13 protein-coding genes are annotated in these 16,724 nt (G+C 74.0%); 5 read left to right on the top strand and 8 right to left on the bottom strand.

Going from position 1 to position 16,724, the window contains the following annotated elements:
* Window positions 1-156 precede the first annotated feature (156 nt).
* Window positions 157-1,449, bottom strand: a complete 1,293-nt coding sequence (locus ACH4SE_RS28395; RefSeq protein WP_398546338.1) for an RNA polymerase sigma factor — start codon at window positions 1,447-1,449, stop codon at window positions 157-159.
* Window positions 1,450-1,502: 53 nt separating this feature from the next.
* Window positions 1,503-1,850: a YciI family protein gene (locus ACH4SE_RS28390; RefSeq protein WP_398546377.1), complete on the bottom strand. Its 348-nt coding sequence runs from the start codon at window positions 1,848-1,850 to the stop codon at window positions 1,503-1,505.
* A gap of 214 nt (window positions 1,851-2,064) precedes the next feature.
* Here ACH4SE_RS28390 and ACH4SE_RS28385 point away from each other — a divergent pair, with 214 nt between their 5' ends.
* Entirely contained in the window at window positions 2,065-4,095 is a 2,031-nt protein-coding gene (locus tag ACH4SE_RS28385; RefSeq protein WP_398546337.1) for a thioredoxin domain-containing protein, read from the top strand.
* 72 nt (window positions 4,096-4,167) lie between these two features.
* On the opposite strand, the gene ACH4SE_RS28380 is transcribed toward ACH4SE_RS28385, so the two are convergent.
* From ACH4SE_RS28380 to ACH4SE_RS28370, 3 genes are all read right to left on the bottom strand, one after another.
* A complete protein-coding gene (locus ACH4SE_RS28380; protein WP_398546336.1) occupies window positions 4,168-4,809 on the bottom strand; it encodes a TetR/AcrR family transcriptional regulator in 642 nt (213 codons plus the stop codon).
* Window positions 4,810-4,813: 4 nt separating this feature from the next.
* Complete coding sequence (locus tag ACH4SE_RS28375) at window positions 4,814-6,325, bottom strand: MFS transporter (protein WP_398546376.1); 1,512 nt, start codon at window positions 6,323-6,325, stop codon at window positions 4,814-4,816.
* A gap of 290 nt (window positions 6,326-6,615) precedes the next feature.
* Window positions 6,616-7,287 (bottom strand): hemolysin III family protein, encoded by a 672-nt coding sequence (locus ACH4SE_RS28370; RefSeq protein ID WP_398546335.1) that lies wholly within the window; start codon window positions 7,285-7,287, stop codon window positions 6,616-6,618.
* Window positions 7,288-7,609: 322 nt separating this feature from the next.
* On the opposite strand from ACH4SE_RS28370, the gene ACH4SE_RS28365 reads away from it, so the two are divergent.
* On the top strand, window positions 7,610-9,475 hold the full coding sequence (locus ACH4SE_RS28365) for a phosphoenolpyruvate carboxykinase (GTP) (protein WP_398546334.1): 1,866 nt from the start codon (window positions 7,610-7,612) through the stop codon (window positions 9,473-9,475).
* Window positions 9,476-9,532: 57 nt separating this feature from the next.
* Here ACH4SE_RS28365 and ACH4SE_RS28360 read toward each other — a convergent pair whose 3' ends face one another.
* From ACH4SE_RS28360 to ACH4SE_RS28350, 3 genes are all read right to left on the bottom strand, one after another.
* Window positions 9,533-10,744 (bottom strand): pyridoxal phosphate-dependent aminotransferase, encoded by a 1,212-nt coding sequence (locus ACH4SE_RS28360; RefSeq protein ID WP_398546333.1) that lies wholly within the window; start codon window positions 10,742-10,744, stop codon window positions 9,533-9,535.
* An 85-nt stretch (window positions 10,745-10,829) separates the two neighbouring features.
* On the bottom strand, window positions 10,830-12,425 hold the full coding sequence (locus tag ACH4SE_RS28355; protein WP_398546375.1) for an amidohydrolase family protein: 1,596 nt from the start codon (window positions 12,423-12,425) through the stop codon (window positions 10,830-10,832).
* 627 nt (window positions 12,426-13,052) lie between these two features.
* Entirely contained in the window at window positions 13,053-14,339 is a 1,287-nt protein-coding gene (locus ACH4SE_RS28350) for an alanine racemase (RefSeq protein ID WP_398546332.1), read from the bottom strand.
* A 123-nt stretch (window positions 14,340-14,462) separates the two neighbouring features.
* On the opposite strand from ACH4SE_RS28350, the gene ACH4SE_RS28345 reads away from it, so the two are divergent.
* The 3 genes from ACH4SE_RS28345 to ACH4SE_RS28335 are packed head-to-tail and all read left to right on the top strand — an operon-like array spanning window position 14,463 to window position 16,710.
* Window positions 14,463-15,500, top strand: coding sequence for a sugar kinase (locus ACH4SE_RS28345; protein ID WP_398546331.1), 1,038 nt, complete (start codon window positions 14,463-14,465; stop codon window positions 15,498-15,500).
* On the top strand, window positions 15,497-16,288 hold the full coding sequence (locus ACH4SE_RS28340) for an IclR family transcriptional regulator (RefSeq protein ID WP_398546330.1): 792 nt from the start codon (window positions 15,497-15,499) through the stop codon (window positions 16,286-16,288). Before ACH4SE_RS28345 ends, ACH4SE_RS28340 begins: the two co-directional genes overlap by 4 nt.
* Window positions 16,288-16,710, top strand: coding sequence for a RidA family protein (locus ACH4SE_RS28335; protein ID WP_398546329.1), 423 nt, complete (start codon window positions 16,288-16,290; stop codon window positions 16,708-16,710). Before ACH4SE_RS28340 ends, ACH4SE_RS28335 begins: the two co-directional genes overlap by 1 nt.
* Window positions 16,711-16,724: the final 14 nt, after the last annotated feature.

Below are 16,724 nucleotides of genomic sequence, written 5' to 3'. Positions count from 1 at the left end.
TGCACGGGTGGTGGGGGTGGGAACACCCCGCGCCGCCAGGCGCGGCACCCCGGCGGCGGGTCAGCCGCGAACGCACCCCGGGTGGCCACCGTCCGGAGCGGCGCGCCGCCAGGCGCGGGCACCCCCCGGGGCGGGGGAGGCGTGTCCCGGGGGGCTCTACGGGTCGGTGGTGGGGAGGGCGGCGGCGCGGCGGAGGAGGAGGGCGCGTTCGGCGGTGTTGCGGGTCAGGGCGGCGGCCCTGGTGAATTCGGCGCGGGCGTCGGCGGTGCGGCCGAGGCGCGCGAGGAGGTCGCCCCGGACGCTGGGGAGCAGGTGGTAGCCGTCCAGCGCCCCGCCGGAGGCGACCGCGTCGGCGAGGGCGAGCCCGGCGGCGGGCCCTTCGGCCATGCTCACGGCGACCGCGCGGTTGAGTTCGACCACGGGCGAGGGCGCGGCGGCGCCCAGCGCGCGGTAGAGGCCGGCGATGCGCGCCCAGTCCGTGTCCTCGGCGCGTACCGCCTGGGCGTGGCACGCGGCGATGGCGGCCTGGAGGGCGTAGGGGCCGGGTGCGGTGCCGCGGGTGCGGGCGGCGGCGTCGGCGCGGGCGAGGGCGGCGAAGCCGCGGTGGATGAGGAGCCGGTCCCAGCGCCTGCGGTCCTGTTCCAGGAGGGTGACGGGCGCGCCGTCGGGTGCGGTGCGGGCGGCGGAGCGGGAGGCCTGGATCTCCAGGAGGGCGGCGAGCCCGTGGACCTCGGGTTCGGCGGGCAGCAGCCCCTGGAGGACGCGGGCCAGCCGCAGGGCGTCCTCGCAGAGGGCGGGCCGCATCCAGTCGTCGCCGGCGGTGGCGGAGTAGCCCTCGTTGAAGACGAGGTAGACGACCTCCAGGACGGAGGCGAGCCGGTCCGCGAGCTCGGCGCCGTACGGCACCTCGAAGGGCACCTTCTCCTTGGCGAGGGTGCGCTTGGCGCGGACGATGCGCTGGGCGACGGTGGGCTCGGCGACGAGGAAGGCGCGGGCGATCTCGTCGGTGGTGAGGCCGCCGAGTAGGCGGAGGGTGAGGGCGAGGCGTGCCTCCCGGGAGAGGACGGGGTGGCAGGCGACGAAGACGAGCCGCAGCAGGTCGTCCTCGATGGTGTCGTCGGCCGGCTGCTCGAAGGCGGCCGCGCCCCGCGCGGTCTCCAGTTCGTGGCCGAGCAGTTGGAGCTTGCGGGCGAAGGCCTCGTTGCGGCGGACGAGGTCGATGCCGCGCCGCTTGGCGGTGGTCATGAGCCAGGCGCCGGGGTTGCGCGGCACGCCGTCGCGCGGCCACTGCTCCAGTGCGGCGACCAGGGCGTCCTGGGCGAGTTCCTCGGCGACGCCTATGTCGTGGACGAGCCGGGTGAGCCCCGCGACCAGCCGTGGCGACTCGATGCGCCACACGGCCTCCACCGCGCGTCGCGCCCTCTGCTCGCCGGGTGCCGTCACGGTCACCCATCACAGCAGCCGCGGGGCGCCGGTGCAAAGCCGACGCCCCGTGCCGGGCGTTACTCCGGCTCCTCCACGAGCCGCACCTCGGCCTCGATCTCCCACTCCTCGCCGTGGATGGCGAGGAAGCGCGAGGCCCACTGCGTGGCCTCCTCCAGCGACTTGGCCTGGATGATCGCGTATCCGCCGATGACCTCCTTGGCCTCGGTGAACGGCCCGTCCAGTACCGTCTGCTTCCCCTTGACCTGCCGGATCACCGATCCCGGCTCGTTCGCCCGCAGCCCTCCGGTGTCGAGCATGACGCCGTTCCTGGCCATGTCCTCCAGCAGCTTGCCCATCTCTTCCATCAGTTCCGGACTCGGCCCCTCGGCGGGTGCCTTGGCCGGGTCGAGCCGCAGCAGCATCATGTAGCGCACGGTGTTCTCCTGATCCTGGTCCGGCCCCTCCGGCCGGCCCTCACCCTTGCGTCGAACGCGGCCCGGCCGATTCGACACGGGCGGGAGGATTTTTTCCGCGGCGGGCGGCGAGCCGTTCCGTCCCGGCCCCGGCAGACGGGGCGGGTGCGGCAACACCGGGCGGCATGGGCGGCGGTGCGGGGGCGGTGCATGAGAGGGTGGCCGCGTGAATCGACTCGGGGACGCTACTTCGCCCTATCTGCTGCAGCATGCCGACAACCCGGTGGACTGGTGGCCGTGGGGGGCGGAGGCGTTCGCGGAGGCGGCGCGGCGGGGGGTGCCGGTGCTGCTCAGCGTCGGGTACTCGGCGTGCCACTGGTGCCATGTGATGGCGCACGAGTCGTTCGAGGACGAGGCGACGGCGGCGTATCTCAACGAGCACTTCGTGTCCGTCAAGGTCGACCGGGAGGAGCGGCCGGACGTCGACGCGGTGTACATGGAGGCGGTGCAGGCGGCCACCGGGCAGGGCGGGTGGCCGATGACGGTGTTCCTGACGGCGCAGGGGGAGCCGTTCTACTTCGGCACGTACTTCCCGCCGAAGGCGCGGCAGGGGATGCCGGGCTTCATGGACGTGCTGCGCGGGGTGGTGGCCGCGTGGCGGGACCGGCGCGAGGAGGTCGCGGACGTCGCGGCGCGGATCGTGCGGGATCTCGCCGACCGGGGGCCGGTGTACGAGGGGCGCGCGCTGCCGGGTGAGGCGGAGACGGGGGCCGCGCTGCTGGGGCTGACGCGGGAGTACGACGCGCGGCGGGGCGGCTTCGGCGGGGCGCCGAAGTTCCCGCCGTCCATGGTGCTGGAGTTCCTGCTGCGGCACCATGCGCGCACCGGCGCGGAGGGCGCGCTGCAGATGGCCCGCGACACGTGCGAGGCGATGGCCCGCGGCGGCATCTACGACCAGCTCGGCGGCGGCTTCGCCCGTTACAGCGTGGACCGCGAATGGGTGGTGCCCCATTTCGAGAAGATGCTGTACGACAACGCGCTCCTGGCGCGTGTCTACGCCCATTTGTGGCGGGCCACCGGCTCGGATCTGGCGCGGCGGGTCGCGCTGGAGACCGCGGACTTCATCGTCGGTGAACTCGCCACCGACGAGGGCGGTTTCGCGTCCGCGCTGGACGCCGACAGCGACGACGGCAGCGGCCGGCACGCCGAAGGCGCCTACTACGTCTGGACGCCGGAGCAGCTCGCCGCCGAACTGGGCGAGGCGGACGGGAGGTTCGCCGCCGACTACTTCGGCGTCACCGAGGACGGCACCTTCGAGGAGGGCGCCTCGGTGCTGCAACTCCCGCAGGGCGGCGGGGTGGTGGACGCCGGACGGGTGGCGTCCGTCCGTGAGCGGCTGCTCGCGGCGCGGGCCCGGCGGCCGCGGCCGGGGCGGGACGACAAGGTGGTCGCCGCATGGAACGGCCTGGCCATCGCCGCGCTCGCCGAGACGGGGGCGTACTTCGACCGCACCGACCTCGTCCAGGCCGCCGTCGACGCGGCCGATCTGCTGGTGCGGGTGCACATGGACGGGCGCGGGCGTCTCACCCGCACCTCGCGGGACGGTGTCGCGGGCGCCAACGACGGCGTGCTGGAGGACTACGCGGACGTCGCCGAGGGCTTCCTCGCGCTCGCCTCGGTGACCGGCGAGGGCGTCTGGCTCGACTTCGCCGGTCTGCTGCTGGATTCCGTCCTCCACCACTTCACCGGCGACGACGGCACCCTCTACGACACCGCCGACGACGCCGAGACGCTCATCCGCCGGCCGCAGGACCCCACCGACAACGCGACGCCCTCCGGCTGGACGGCGGCGGCCGGGGCGATGCTGACGTATGCCGCGCACACCGGTGCGGAACCGCACCGCTCCGCCGCCGAGCGGGCGCTCGGCGTGGTCGGCGCGCTCGCGGGGCGCGCGCCGCGCTTCATCGGCTGGGGCCTGGCCGTCGCCGAGGCAGTGCTCGACGGGCCGCGTGAGGTCGCCGTCGTGGGCGACACGGGCGACCCGCTGACCGCCGAGCTGCACCGCACCGCGCTGCTCGCGGCCGCGCCGGGCGTGGTGGTGGCCGTCGGCGAGGAGGGTGCGGGCGAGTTCCCGCTGCTCTACCGGCGGGCCACCCGCGGAGGGCGGGCCGCCGCGTACGTGTGCCGCAACTTCGTGTGCGACGCGCCCACGTCCGATCCGCGCACCCTCCGCAGCCAGCTCCGCCCGGGCGGTTGAGCGGCGCAGCCGCGGATGCCGCAGCCCGCCGGGAGCCCGGCTGGGCCGGGCGGGTGCGCGCGGCGGCGGCCGTCAGTGGGTCCGCAGGTCGAGGCCGTGCCGCAGCATCGCCAGGGTGCGGTCGAGGAGCTGGACGAAGTCCTCGTCGCGGTCGTGTTCGAGCCAGTACATCGTCGTCTCGTGCAGCGCCGCGAAGACGGCCGCCGCGAAGACCCGCACCTCCAGGTCGTCCGCCCGCCGGCCGGTGCGCTCGGCGATGATGCCGCCGAGCAGCCGGCCGGTCGCGGACATGCTCTCGTGCGCGCGGGCGCGGATCGCCGGGACGTCCCGGACGAGCTGCTCGCGCCGGACCATCTCCTCGCGGTTCGCCGGATCCCGCAGCGTGCGGCCGATGACGGTGTGCATGACGTACCGCACGGACGCGAGCGGACGCTCGTCGAGCGGGCGGGCCCGCAGGACCGCCGCCATCTCGTCGTCGTACTCGTCCGTCAGGACGATGTCCTCCTTGGTCGGGAAGTAGCGGAAGACCGTGCTCGGCGAGACGTCCGCCTCGGCGGCGATCCGGTCGACGGAGGTGGCGTCGTAGCCGTGCTCCGCGAAGAGGCGGTAGGCCGCCGTGCGGATCGCCTGCCGGGTCGCCGCCTTCTTGCGTTCACGCAGGCCGAGGGCCTGGGGCGGGTCGGCGGGAACGTCGTCGCAGGGGTAGGGCGGCATGGGTTCATTGTCGGGCATCCGCCCGCGGCCCGGCGAACGCCCCCGCCCCGGGGTCCGTCGCCCCTTCCGCGGCCTTCGTCTCCGCCCCCACCGGCCGCGCGCCGGGCAGGAAGACGGCCAGCAGCAGCCCCGCCGCGAGCGCCGCGGCCCCGCAGACGGCGAGGGCGACGTCCATCCCGTGCACGTACGCCGCGTCCGCCGACGCGGTGAGGGCGGCGTTCCCGGTACGGCCGGCCACCGCGTGCGCGCCGGCCAGGGACTCACGGGCGGCGTGCGCGGCGTCGGGCGGCAGGCCCGCCGTGGCGAGGCGGCCGCGGTAGGCGGCGGCCAGCACGCTGCCGAGGATCGCGACGCCCACGGCCGCGCCGGTCTGGCGCAGCGTCTGGAGCAGGCCCGAGCCGCTGCCCGCCCGCTCGCGGGGGAGCGCGCCGAGCGCGCCGTTCATGGACGGGACGACGCTGAGGCCCAGCCCCGCCCCGGCGAGGGTCAGCCACACCGCGATCAGCCCGTAGCCGTCCGCCGCGGAGGTGGTGGCACCGAGGAAGCCGCCCGCGGCCAGCACCAGCAGGCCCGCGGCGATCACCGTGCGCGGTCCCGCCTTGGCGACCAGGGAGGGGGCGAGCCGGGCGGCGACGGTGAGGCCGCCCATCATCGGCAGCAGCCGCAGGCCCGTGCCGAGCGCGTCGTGGCCGAGCGCGGTCTGCAGGTAGGAGGGAACCACGAAGACCGTGCCGGTGAGGACGAAGCTCACCAGCGTGGCGGCGACCGCGTTCCACAGGAAGCCGCGCTGCCGCAGCAGGCTCATGTCCAGCATCGGCCGCGGCACCCGGCGTTCGCTCAGCACGAGGACCGCGAGCAGCAGGATGCCAGTGGCGAGCCCGGCGACGACCAGCGGGTCGCCCCAGCCGCGGCCGGGCGCCTCGATGATGCCGTAGACGAGCGCGCCGAGGCCCGCGGCGGCGCAGAAGGTGCTGCTGACGCTCACCTTGGGGGCGGCCGGGTCGCGGGTCTCGGGCAGCAGCCACACGCACGCGGCGATCGCGAGCGCGACGAGCGGGATGTTGACCAGGAAGACCGAGCCCCACCAGAAGCTCTTGAGCAGCGCGCCGCCGATGATCGGCCCGAGCGGCATGCCGAAGGCGATCGCGCTGCTGGCGATCGCGACGGCCTTGGGCCGCTCGGCCGGCCCGAACAGCCCGGGGATGACCGACAGCGCGAGCGGCATGACGAAGGCGCCGCCCGCGCCCATCACCGTGCGGGCGGCGATGACCGCGCCGGGGCTGCCGACCAGCGAGCCCAGCACCGATCCGGCGAGGAAGACCACGAGCCCGGCGATGAGGATCCGGCGCCGCCCGAAGCGGTCGCCGACGAGCCCGGCGGGCAGCATCGCGGCGGCGAAGACGACGGTGTACGAGTCGACGATCCACTGCATGTCGCCGGTGGTGGCGCCGATGTCGTCGGCCATGGTCGGCAGGGCGACGTTGAGGATCGTGGTGTCGAAGCTGAGGACGAGCATGCTCAGGCACAGGGCGACGAGCGCGAGCCAGCGCCGCGGGTCGGCCGGCGGGGCGGCGGGCGGGGTCGGCGCGGAGGGAGCGGAGGGAGCGGGAGGGGGCGGGGACGTGGATGAGGACACGGCGAACTCCTGCGAGTGAGTATCAAATGACAGTGACTCTCAAAAAAGAGTAGCTGTCACCTCGCCGGGTGCCAACCCGCCCCCGCGCACCCGCGCCCGGACACGGCGAAGGCCCGCACCCCCGAGGGGTGCGGGCCTTCGCCGAGCGGTGCCGTCGCGGTCGTCCGCGGCTACCTGTGCGTGTACGCCACCAGCGAGATGCCGACGTAGTGGACGATGAACGCCGCCAGCGTGAAGGAGTGGAAGACCTCGTGGAAGCCGAACCAGCGCGGTGACGGGTTCGGCCGCTTGAAGCCGTAGACCGCCGCGCCCGTGCTGTAGAGGACGCCGCCGACGATCACGCACACCATCACCGCGACGCCGCCGGTGCGCAGGAAGTCGGGCAGGAAGAAGACGGCGACCCAGCCGAGCGCGATGTAGCACGGCGTGTACAGCCACCGTGGCGCGCCGACCCAGAAGACCCGGAAGGCGATGCCCGCGAGCGCGCCCGCCCACACCAGCCACAGCAGCAGGTGGGACGTACCGCCCGGCAGCAGCAGTATCGCCAGGGGTGTGTAGGTCCCCGCGATGATCAGGAAGATGTTCGCATGGTCAAGCCGGCGCAAAATTCCTGAGACGCGCGGCCCCCAGTTGCCGCGGTGGTACAGCGCGCTCACACCGAACAGCGCGCACGCGGTCACCGTGAAGACGGCGCACGCGAGGCGTCCTCTGGTGCTCTGGGCGAATGCGGTCAACGCGACACCCGAGATGAGCGCGGCCGGGAACATGCCGGCGTGCAGCCACCCTCTGAGCTTGGGCTTTATCGGTTTCAACGAATCGAGTGCATCGACTTCGGCGGACATTTCAGCAGTCTGATCGACGGCGCTCATGGCGTCAATCCTACCTACGCCACCGTAGGTTGCCCGGTGCGCGAGCGCGTCGCATCGGCCGTCCAGGGGCCGGAATCGGCCGTTCCGGTAGGTGTAGCCGGGTGGTGTGCCTCACCTCTCGCGCCCTGGACAGACTCGACTGAGCGGGATCACACTCATATGAGTGCGGTCGGCACCGGATGAGCACCCGCCTGGCGGGCGGTCGTGCACGCGTCCGGGCCGCAGCCCCCAAGGGGCCGAACCGAACCCTCACCTCTCACGCCGGTCTGTGCGGACCCGGCGGGATGGAGCGATCGTGGCGCGCGGCAACCGTGACAGTGCGGCTCCCACCAACCACCAGGAACTGATCCGCTGGGTCGGCGACATCGCCGAGCTCACCCAGCCCGACGAGGTCGTCTGGTGCGACGGCTCGCAGGCCGAGTACGACCTGCTCGCAGCCGAACTCGTCGCCAAGGGCACCTTCACCCGGCTCGACCCGACCCTGCGGCCGGACTCGTACCACGCGGCGTCCGACCCCTCGGACGTCGCCCGCGTCGAGGACCGTACGTTCATCTGCTCGCAGCGGGAGGAGGACGCCGGCCCCACCAACCACTGGAAGGACCCCGCCGAGATGCGCGAGATCTTCACCGGTGGGGGCACCTCCCGGGCCGAGGGCTCCGGGGAAGGCGCCCCGGGAGGCCTCTTCCGCGGCGCCATGCGCGGCCGGACGATGTACGTCGTCCCCTTCTGCATGGGCCCCCTCGGCTCCCCGCTGTCCGCGATGGGCGTCGAGATCACCGACTCCGCGTACGTCGCCGTCTCGATGCGCACCATGACCCGCATGGGCAGCGCCGTCCTGGACGAGCTCGGCAGCGACGGCGCCTTCGTCAAGGCCGTCCACTCCGTCGGCGCCCCGCTGGCCCCCGGCCAGGCCGACGTGCCCTGGCCCTGCAACAGCACCAAGTACATCTCGCACTTCCCCGAGGACCGCGAGATCTGGTCGTACGGCTCCGGCTACGGCGGCAACGCGCTGCTCGGCAAGAAGTGCTACGCGCTGCGCATCGCGTCCGTCATGGCCCGCGACGAGGGCTGGCTCGCCGAGCACATGCTCATCCTCAAGCTCACCCCGCCCCGCGGGGAGTCCCGCTACGTCGCCGCCGCCTTTCCCTCCGCGTGCGGCAAGACCAATCTCGCGATGCTGGAGCCCACCGTCTCCGGCTGGTCGGTCGAGACGATCGGCGACGACATCGCCTGGATGCGCTTCGGCGACGACGGCCGGCTCTACGCGATCAACCCCGAGGCCGGATTCTTCGGCGTCGCCCCCGGCACCGGCGAGCACACCAACGCCAACGCCATGAAGACCATGTACGCCAACACCGTCTTCACCAACGTGGCCCGTACCGACGACGGCGACGTGTGGTGGGAGGGCATGACCGAGGAGCCCCCCGCCCACCTCACCGACTGGAAGGGCAACGACTGGACACCGGAGTCCGGCACCCCCGCCGCGCACCCGAACGCGCGCTTCACCGTCCCGGCGAGCCAGTGCCCGATCATCGCCCCCGAATGGGAGGACCCGCGCGGCGTCCCCATCTCCGCGATCCTCTTCGGCGGCCGCCGCGCCACCGCCGTGCCGCTCGTCACCGAGTCCTTCGACTGGCAGCACGGCGTCTTCCTCGGCGCCAACATCGCCAGCGAGAAGACCGCGGCCGCCGAGGGCAGGGTCGGCGAACTGCGCCGCGACCCGTTCGCGATGCTGCCCTTCTGCGGCTACAACATGGGCGACTACTTCGCCCACTGGCTGGAGGTCGGGCGCGCCCACGACCCCGCGAAGCTGCCGAAGATCTACTACGTGAACTGGTTCCGCAAGGACGCGGCCGACCGCTTCGTGTGGCCCGGCTTCGGCGAGAACGCACGCGTGCTGAAGTGGATCGTCGAGCGCCTGGACGGCACGGCCGAAGGCGTCCGCACCCCCATCGGGATCCTGCCCGCGCCCGGCGCCCTCGACGTCGAGGGCCTCGGCCTGTCCCCGGCGGAACTGGACCTGCTGCTCACGGTCGACACCGCGGCCTGGCGGGAGGAGGCGTCGCTGATCCCCGCGCACCTGGAGACCTTCGGGTCGCACACCCCGCCGGAGCTGTGGGCGGAGTACGAGGCGCTCGTCGAGCGCCTGGCCACCGCGTAGGGCGGTGCAGGGCGGTGCCGGGGGCGCGGGCCGGGTGACCGCCCGCGCCCCCACCCGCTACGGCTGGGAGTAGCCCTGGAGGAACCGGCCGATGCGGCCGATGGCCTCGGTCAGGTCCTCCGCGCGCGGCAGCGTGACGATGCGGAAGTGGTCGGGCTCCATCCAGTTGAAGCCCGTGCCGTGCACGATCATGATCTTCTCGGCCCGCAGCAGGTCGAGGACCATCTGCCGGTCGTCCTTGATCTTGTAGACCTGGGGGTCGAGCCGCGGGAAGGCGTACAGCGCCCCCTTGGGCTTGACGCACGTCACACCCGGGATGGCGGTCAGGGCCTCGTACGTCGCGTCGCGCTGCGCGCGCAGGCGGCCGCCGGGGAGGACGAGGGAGTTGATCGACTGGTGGCCGCCGAGCGCGGTCGCGATCGCGTGCTGCGCGGGCATGTTCGCGCACAGCCGCATGTTCGCCAGGATCGTCAGGCCCTCGATGTAGCTGGAGGCGTGCGACTTGGGCCCGCACACCGCGAGCCAGCCGCTGCGGTAGCCCGCCACCCGGTAGGCCTTGGACAGGCCGTTGAAGGTGAGCGTCAGCAGGTCGGGGGCGATGGCGGCGGTGGGGGTGTGGGTGGCGTCGTCGTAGAGGATCTTGTCGTAGATCTCGTCCGAGCACACCACCAGCCGGTGCCGTCGCGCGATGTCGGTGAGGCCGCGCAGCAGCTCGTCGTCGTAGACCGCGCCGGTCGGGTTGTTCGGGTTGATGATGACGATCGCCTTGGTGCGGTCGGTCACCTTGCGCTCGATGTCGGCGAGGTCCGGCATCCAGTCGGCCTGCTCGTCGCAGCGGTAGTGGACGGCGGTGCCGCCCGCGAGCGAGACCGAGGCCGTCCACAGCGGGTAGTCGGGCGCCGGGACCAGCACCTCGTCGCCGTCGTCCAGCAGCGCCTGCATCGACATCTGGATCAGCTCGGACACGCCGTTGCCGAGGTAGATGTCCTCGACGTCCAGCGGGACGCCCTTGGTCTGGTAGTGCTGCATCACCGCCCGGCGCGCGCTCAGCAGACCCTTCGCGTCCCCGTAGCCGTGCGCGTCCTTCAGCTGCCGCAGCATGTCCTCCAGGATCTCGGGAGGACACTCGAAACCGAAGGGGGCCGGGTTTCCGGTGTTGAGCTTGAGGATGCGGTGACCGGCAGCCTCAAGCCGCATCGCCTCCTCAAGAACCGGTCCCCGGATCTCGTAACAGACATTTGCGAGCTTCGTCGACTGGATCACCTGCATGCCGGTCACCTTACGGCGGTGCCACGCGGGCCGCGCGGTGTTTTTCGCCACCCGGGGGACGCCGCGAGGGCCCCGGGCGGCGGCCTCAGCCCCCCCGGCCGCCGGCCGCGCGACGGCCCGGGCCGCGCACCGAGCGGCCGGCCAGCACGTCCGTGCGGCGGCCGTCCTCGATCACGAAACGGCCGTCGATCAGCACGTACGGGATGCCGGCCGGCGGGGTGCGCGGACGGTCGTACGTGGCACCCGCCGCGACCGTCTCCGGGTCGAAGAGCACCAGGTCGGCGCGGTAGCCCTCGCGGACCAGGCCGCGGTCCGGGAGCCCCAGCCGGGCCGCCGGGCGGCCGGTGAGATGGGCCACACACTCCTCCAGCCCCAGCACGCCCAGCTCGCGTACGTAGTGGCCGAGGTAGTGCGGGAAGGTGCCGTACGCGCGCGGGTGCGGCTTCGCGCCGTGCAGGATCCCGTCCGAGCCGCCGGTGTGCGCGCGGTGGCGCATCACGGTGCGGACGTTCCGCTCGTCGCCGACGTGCTGGAGGATCGTCGTCCCCAGCCGGTCGGCCAGCAGCAGCGCGCGGGCCGCGGGCCAGCCGTCCAGGCGCGTGCCGACGCGTACGGCGAGGGCGGGGTCGGCGGTGCCGGACACCTCGATCGTCGACCAGTCGACCGGCACGCCGTGGCAGCCGTCCGAGCCCTCCACCTCCAGGGCGTGCCGGATCCGCTCCGCGGTGGGCTCGTCACGCAGCCGGGCGAGCGTGGCGCCGGGCCCGCCGACCGCGGCCCAGCTCGGCAGCAGCGCGGCGAGCGTCGTGCAGCCCGCGGTGTAGGGGTAGGTGTCCAGCGTGACGTCCGCGCCGGCCGCGGTGGCCGCGTCGAGCAGCGCCAGCAGCTCGTCCGCGCGGCCGGCGTTCTCGCCGAAGTTCATCGTGGCGTGCGCCAGGTGCAGGGGGCAGCCGGTCCCCCGGGCGAGGGCCAGCATCTCCTCGTAGGCGCGCAGGGCGCCGGCGCCGTAGGAGCGGTGGTGCGGGCAGAAGTAGCCGCCGTGGGCGGCGACCACACGGCAGAGCCCGGCCAGCTCCGCGTCCGTCGCGAACATGCCGGGCGTGTACGTCAGGCCCGCCGACATGCCGACAGCGCCCTGCTCCATGCCCTCCGCGACCAGCCGCTTCATCGTGCCGAGCTCGGAGGGCGTGGCCGGGCGGTCCTCCCAGCCGACCGCCATCATCCGCACGGTGCCCTGCGGGACGAGGTAGGCGCCGTTCACCGCGACGCCGCGGTCCAGGCGGTCGAGATAGCCGCCGACCGTGCGCCAGTCGAACACCACGTCCGAGCCGTCGCCGTTCCACCCCGCGATGAGGGTGCGCAGCGTGTCGAGCGTGCGGTCGTCGGCGGGCGCGTACGACAGGCCGTCCTGGCCGAGGACCTCCAGGGTCACCCCCTGCGCCGCCTTGGCCTCGTGGGCCGGGTCCGTGAGGAGGGCGAGGTCGCTGTGGGCGTGCATGTCGATGAAGCCGGGGGCGAGGGCGAGGCCGCTCGCGTCGAGTTCTCTCCTGCCGGTGAGGCGGCGGCCCCCGGTGGGGCGGATTTCGGCGATGCGGCCGGCGGTGATGCCGACGTCCGCGGGGTAGGCGGGGTGCCGGCCGGTGCCGTCGATGACACGTGCTCCCCGCACGACGAGGTCCATGGTCCAGACCATACGTGGCTCTTGGCGGGGGGTGGGGTGCGGTGGCTCGCGCGATGTTGCGGTGGGTGGGTGGTTGCTCGCGCAGTTCCTCGTGCCCCCGGGTTGCCCGGCGGGGCATCGCGCTTGTGCCCGGGGGGGTGGGGTCGGGTGCCACTCCGGGGGTACCTCCTCGGAATGCGCGTCTGACCTCTTCCGGTAGGTGGCGGGGAGAGGTGCGCATTCCTGCGGGGGCACCCCCGGATCGTCCCCCTCCCGGGCCGGTATGGCGGCTGCCTGCCGGTGGGGGTGAATGTGGTTCGGGGACTGCGGTTCGCCCCCGACGGCGGCGCACCCCCACAAGAAGGCCGTCAGCCGACGTCATATCTGCACGGGTGGTGGGGGTGGGAGCACCCCGCGCCGCCAGGCGCGGGAAGCCCCCCGCGGCGGCCAAGTCGCCAACTCACCCCGGGTGGGCACCGCCCGAGCGCGGCGCCGCCAGGCGCGGGCACCCCCGCGGCCGGTCAGCCGCCCACGTACCCGGCCGGGCACCGCCCGAGCGCGGCGCCGCCAGGCGCGGGCACCCCGGCGGTGGGCAAGCCGCCAACTCGCCCCGGGCGGGCACCGCCCGGGGGGGCATTGCGTGGGGCCCTAGAAGAAGGTGCGGACGTAGTCCGTGATCGTGCCGTCTGACGTGGAGACGGGGATGAGGGGCCATTTGTCGAAGGTGGTGCAGGGGTGGGAGACCCCGAGGCTCACGAGGTCGCCGACGTCGAGGGGATCGGCGGGGGGGACGTCGAGCCAGAGGTGCTGGTCGGAGATGCGGGTGGCGCGGAGGCCGGCGGGGGCGGGGCGCAGGCCCGTGGGGGTGCGGACGGTCAGGGGGGTGGGGAGGCCGAGGTCGTAGGGCGCGTCGCGCTTGCCGGCGTTGAGGAAGGCCTGGGTGGGGGTGGGCCGGGAGACCACTTGGGCCCAGAGGCGGAAGGCGGGTTCGAGGTGGCCGGGGACACGGGTGAAGGGGGTGATGCGGGCGTAGTGCTGGTCGTCGTGCGTGACGTACGCGCCGGAGCGGAGGAGGGGGAGGACGGGCCGGGAGAGGCCGCCGAGACCGGCGAAGACCTCAGTGACGGTGTCGAACCAGGCGGAGCCCCCGGCGCTGACGATGATGCGGTCGGCCTCGGCGAAGGCCCCGGCGGTGTCGAGGGTGGCGGCGAGGGCGGTGAGGCGGTGCAGCCACGCGCGGACGCGGTCGGGGTCGGCGTCGGGGACCTCGCCCTCGTAGCCGGCGACGCCGACGAGCCGCAGGCGCGGGGAGGCGGCCGCGGCGGAGGCGACGGCGGCGGCTTCCGCCTCGGTGCGGACGCCGGTGCGTGCGCCGTCGCCCGCGCCGAGTTCGACGACGACGTCGACGGGCCGGCGGGCGCCCGCGGCGGTGAGGGCGGCGTCCATGAGGGCGACGCCGCGGACGGAGTCGACGTAGGCGACGCACTCGAAGCCGGGGTCGGCGTCCTGGTCGGCGGCGAGGGAGCGGAGGGCCGCGGGGTCGACCAGCTCGTTGGCGAGGAAGACGCGGGGGATGCCGAACGCGCGGGCCACGCGCAGCTGGTGGGGGAGGGCCACGGTGATGCCCCAGGCGCCGTGGTCGAGCTGGCGGGCGAAGAGCTGGGGGGCCATGGACGTCTTGCCGTGGGGGGCGAAGGCGAGCCCGTGCTCGGCCGTCCAGCGTTCGAGCGAGGCGAGGTTGTGGTCGAGGGCTTCCGAGGAGAGGACCAGCAGGGGAGTGGTGAAGCCGCCGTCGGCCAGCGTGCGGCGCTGGTCGGTGAGTTCGCCGACGGTGAGGCCGTGCGCGTCGGGCGGCAGCCCCTTGAAGCGGTGGTCGATCCGCTCGTCGCGGAGCGCGGCGACCCGTTCGGCGACTGTTGCGGCGGTGGCGTCCATGCACCCTCCGTACGGCGTTGCGTGATGTGCAACGGTCGTTGCATATCGTGTTCGAGCTGTCTAACATCCGTTTCGGCGCCTGGTCAACGGCGGCATTCCCGTACCCGGTCCCAGGGAGCGAACGTGAGCGTGCCGCCGAGTTCCGACGTCGTGTGCCTGGGCGAGTCGATGGTCACCTTCGTGCCCGGCACCGGCGGGCCGCTCGCGGACGTCTCCGTCTTCACGCGCGGCATCGGGGGCGCGGAGTCCAACGTCGCGTGCACGCTGGCGCGTGCCGGGCACACCGCGCGGTGGGTCAGCCGGGTCGGGAGCGACGGTTTCGGCGACCACCTCGTCGAGACGATCGCCGCCGCGGGTGTCGACGTCAGCGCCGTGCAGCGCGACCCGCACCGGCCCACGGGCATCTACTTCCGTACGGCGGGCGAGCGCGCCACGACGCTGGACGCCGCTCCGGGGCGGGGCGAGGTCGTCTACTACCGCGCGGGCTCGGCGGCTTCGGCGCTGTCGCCCGCGCTGGTGCAGCGGCGGGACGTGTGGGCCGGGCGGGTGCTGCACCTGACCGGTATCACCTGCGCCCTGTCGGCCACCTGCGAGGCGCTGATGCGGCAGCTCACGCACCGCGAGCCGGGCCGCCCGCTGGTGTCCTTCGACGTCAACCACCGCCCCGCTCTGTGGCAGGACGCCGACCCGCGGCTGCTGCTGGAGGTGGCGCGGGGCTGCGACCTGGTCTTCGTCGGTGACGACGAGGCGCAGGCCGCGTGGGGCCTGACGGACGCGGACGCGGTGCGGGCCGCGCTGCCGGAGCCGGCGACCGTCGTGGTCAAGCAGGGCGCGGCCGGTGCCACGGCCTTCAGCGGGGGGACGCGCGTGCAGGTGCCCGCCCCGGCGGTGGACGTCGTCGCGCACGTCGGCGCGGGCGACGCCTTCGCGGCGGGCTTCCTGTCCGCGACACTGCGCGGGCTGCCGCTGCGCGACCGGCTGCGGCACGGCCACCTGCTGGCCGCCGCCGCCCTCACCGTGCCCGGCGACCTGGCCGAACCGCCGTCCCGGGAGCGCGCGGACGCCCTCGCCGCCCTCGACGACACCGCATGGGGCAGACTGCGACTCGGCCCCGGCTGGACCGGCGGGGCGGACGACTCGCCGGAGGAGGGCGCGCGGTGAGCCAGACCGTCGACCGGGCGCTGACCATACTGCCGCTGCTCGCCGAGGGACCGGCGAGCCTGGAGCAGGTCGCCACCCGCCTCGACGTGCACAAGTCCACCGCACTGCGGCTGCTGCGCACGCTGCACGAGCACGGGATGGTCTACCGCCAGCAGGACCAGCGCTACCGGCTCGGTGCCCGGCTCTTCGCGCTCGCCCAGCAGGCCGTCGAGTCCCTCGACATCCGCGGTGTGGCCCACCCCCACCTGGCCGCCCTCAACGCGCAGACCGGCCACACGGTGCACCTCGCCGTCTACGAGCAGGGCGAGGTCGTCTACATCGACAAGGTCGAGAGCCGCTACCCGGTCCGGATGTACTCGCGCATCGGCCGCCCGGTCGCCATCACCGTCGCCGCCGTCGCCAAGCTGCTGCTCGCCGACCTGCCCGAGGCCGAACGCCGGCACATAGCCGAGCGCCTCGACTACCCGCGCTACACGCCGCGTTCGACGCCGGACGCCGGGGCCTTCCTCGTCGAGCTGGCCCGTGTGCGCGAGCAGGGCTGGGCGAGCGACCTGGGCGGGCACGAGGAGTCCATCAACTGCGTGGCGGCCCCGGTCCGCGGGCCGGACGGGCGGGTGTGCGCGGCCCTGTCCGTCTCGGCGCCCAACGTGGTGGTGAGCGCCGAGGAGCTGCTGCGGATGCGGCCGCTCGTCCTGCGGACCGCCGAGGCCGTCGGGGCGGAGCTGTCCGGCGTCACGCCGTCCCGCCCCGCGTCAACCGCCGCTCCACTGACGGAAGGTGCCACCTGATGAGCGAAGTGCCCGAGGCCCTCGGGAAGACGGCGGTCACGCCGCCGACGCACACCGCCCCGCCGGCGAGGTTCTCGCACGGCGTGCGCAAGGGCAACATCCTCCAGGTCGCGGGCCAGGTCGGCTTCCTGCCCGCGGAGGAGGGCAGGAAGCCCACGCCGGCGGGTCCGGACCTGCGCGCCCAGGTCCTCCAGACCCTCGCCAACGTCCAGGCCGTCCTGGAGGCGGGCGGCGCGTCCTGGGAGGACGCGGTCATGGTCCGCGTGTACCTGACGGACACGGCCCATTTCGCCGAGTTCAACGCCCTCTACGACGCGTACTTCGCCGCGCTGGCCCAGCCGCCCGCCGCCCGTACGACGGTGTACGTCGGCCTCCCGGCCGGCCTGCTGGTCGAGATCGACGCCCTGGCCGTCCTGGGCTGAGCCGGGCGGCGGGA

The sequence above is a fragment of the Streptomyces sp. NPDC020983 genome (genome assembly GCF_044333485.1).
GTDB lineage: Bacteria > Actinomycetota > Actinomycetes > Streptomycetales > Streptomycetaceae > Actinacidiphila.
Note: the sequence above shows the minus strand (reverse complement) of the source record. Positions and strands in the feature narration are given on the sequence as shown.

Bases quoted from the DNA above. Each gene is read 5' to 3' on its own strand.
- ACH4SE_RS28390 (WP_398546377.1), bottom strand. From the start codon at position 1,850: ATGATGCTGCTGCGGCTCGACCCGGCCAAGGCACCCGCCGAGGGGCCG.
- ACH4SE_RS28380 (WP_398546336.1), bottom strand. From the start codon at position 4,809: ATGCCGCCCTACCCCTGCGACGACGTTCCCGCCGACCCGCCCCAGGCC.
- ACH4SE_RS28375 (WP_398546376.1), bottom strand. From the start codon at position 6,325: ATGCTCGTCCTCAGCTTCGACACCACGATCCTCAACGTCGCCCTGCCG.
- ACH4SE_RS28370 (WP_398546335.1), bottom strand. From the start codon at position 7,287: ATGTCCGCCGAAGTCGATGCACTCGATTCGTTGAAACCGATAAAGCCC.
- ACH4SE_RS28360 (WP_398546333.1), bottom strand. From the start codon at position 10,744: ATGCAGGTGATCCAGTCGACGAAGCTCGCAAATGTCTGTTACGAGATC.
- ACH4SE_RS28355 (WP_398546375.1), bottom strand. From the start codon at position 12,425: ATGGACCTCGTCGTGCGGGGAGCACGTGTCATCGACGGCACCGGCCGG.
- ACH4SE_RS28350 (WP_398546332.1), bottom strand. From the start codon at position 14,339: ATGGACGCCACCGCCGCAACAGTCGCCGAACGGGTCGCCGCGCTCCGC.
- ACH4SE_RS28335 (WP_398546329.1), top strand. From the start codon at position 16,288: ATGAGCGAAGTGCCCGAGGCCCTCGGGAAGACGGCGGTCACGCCGCCG.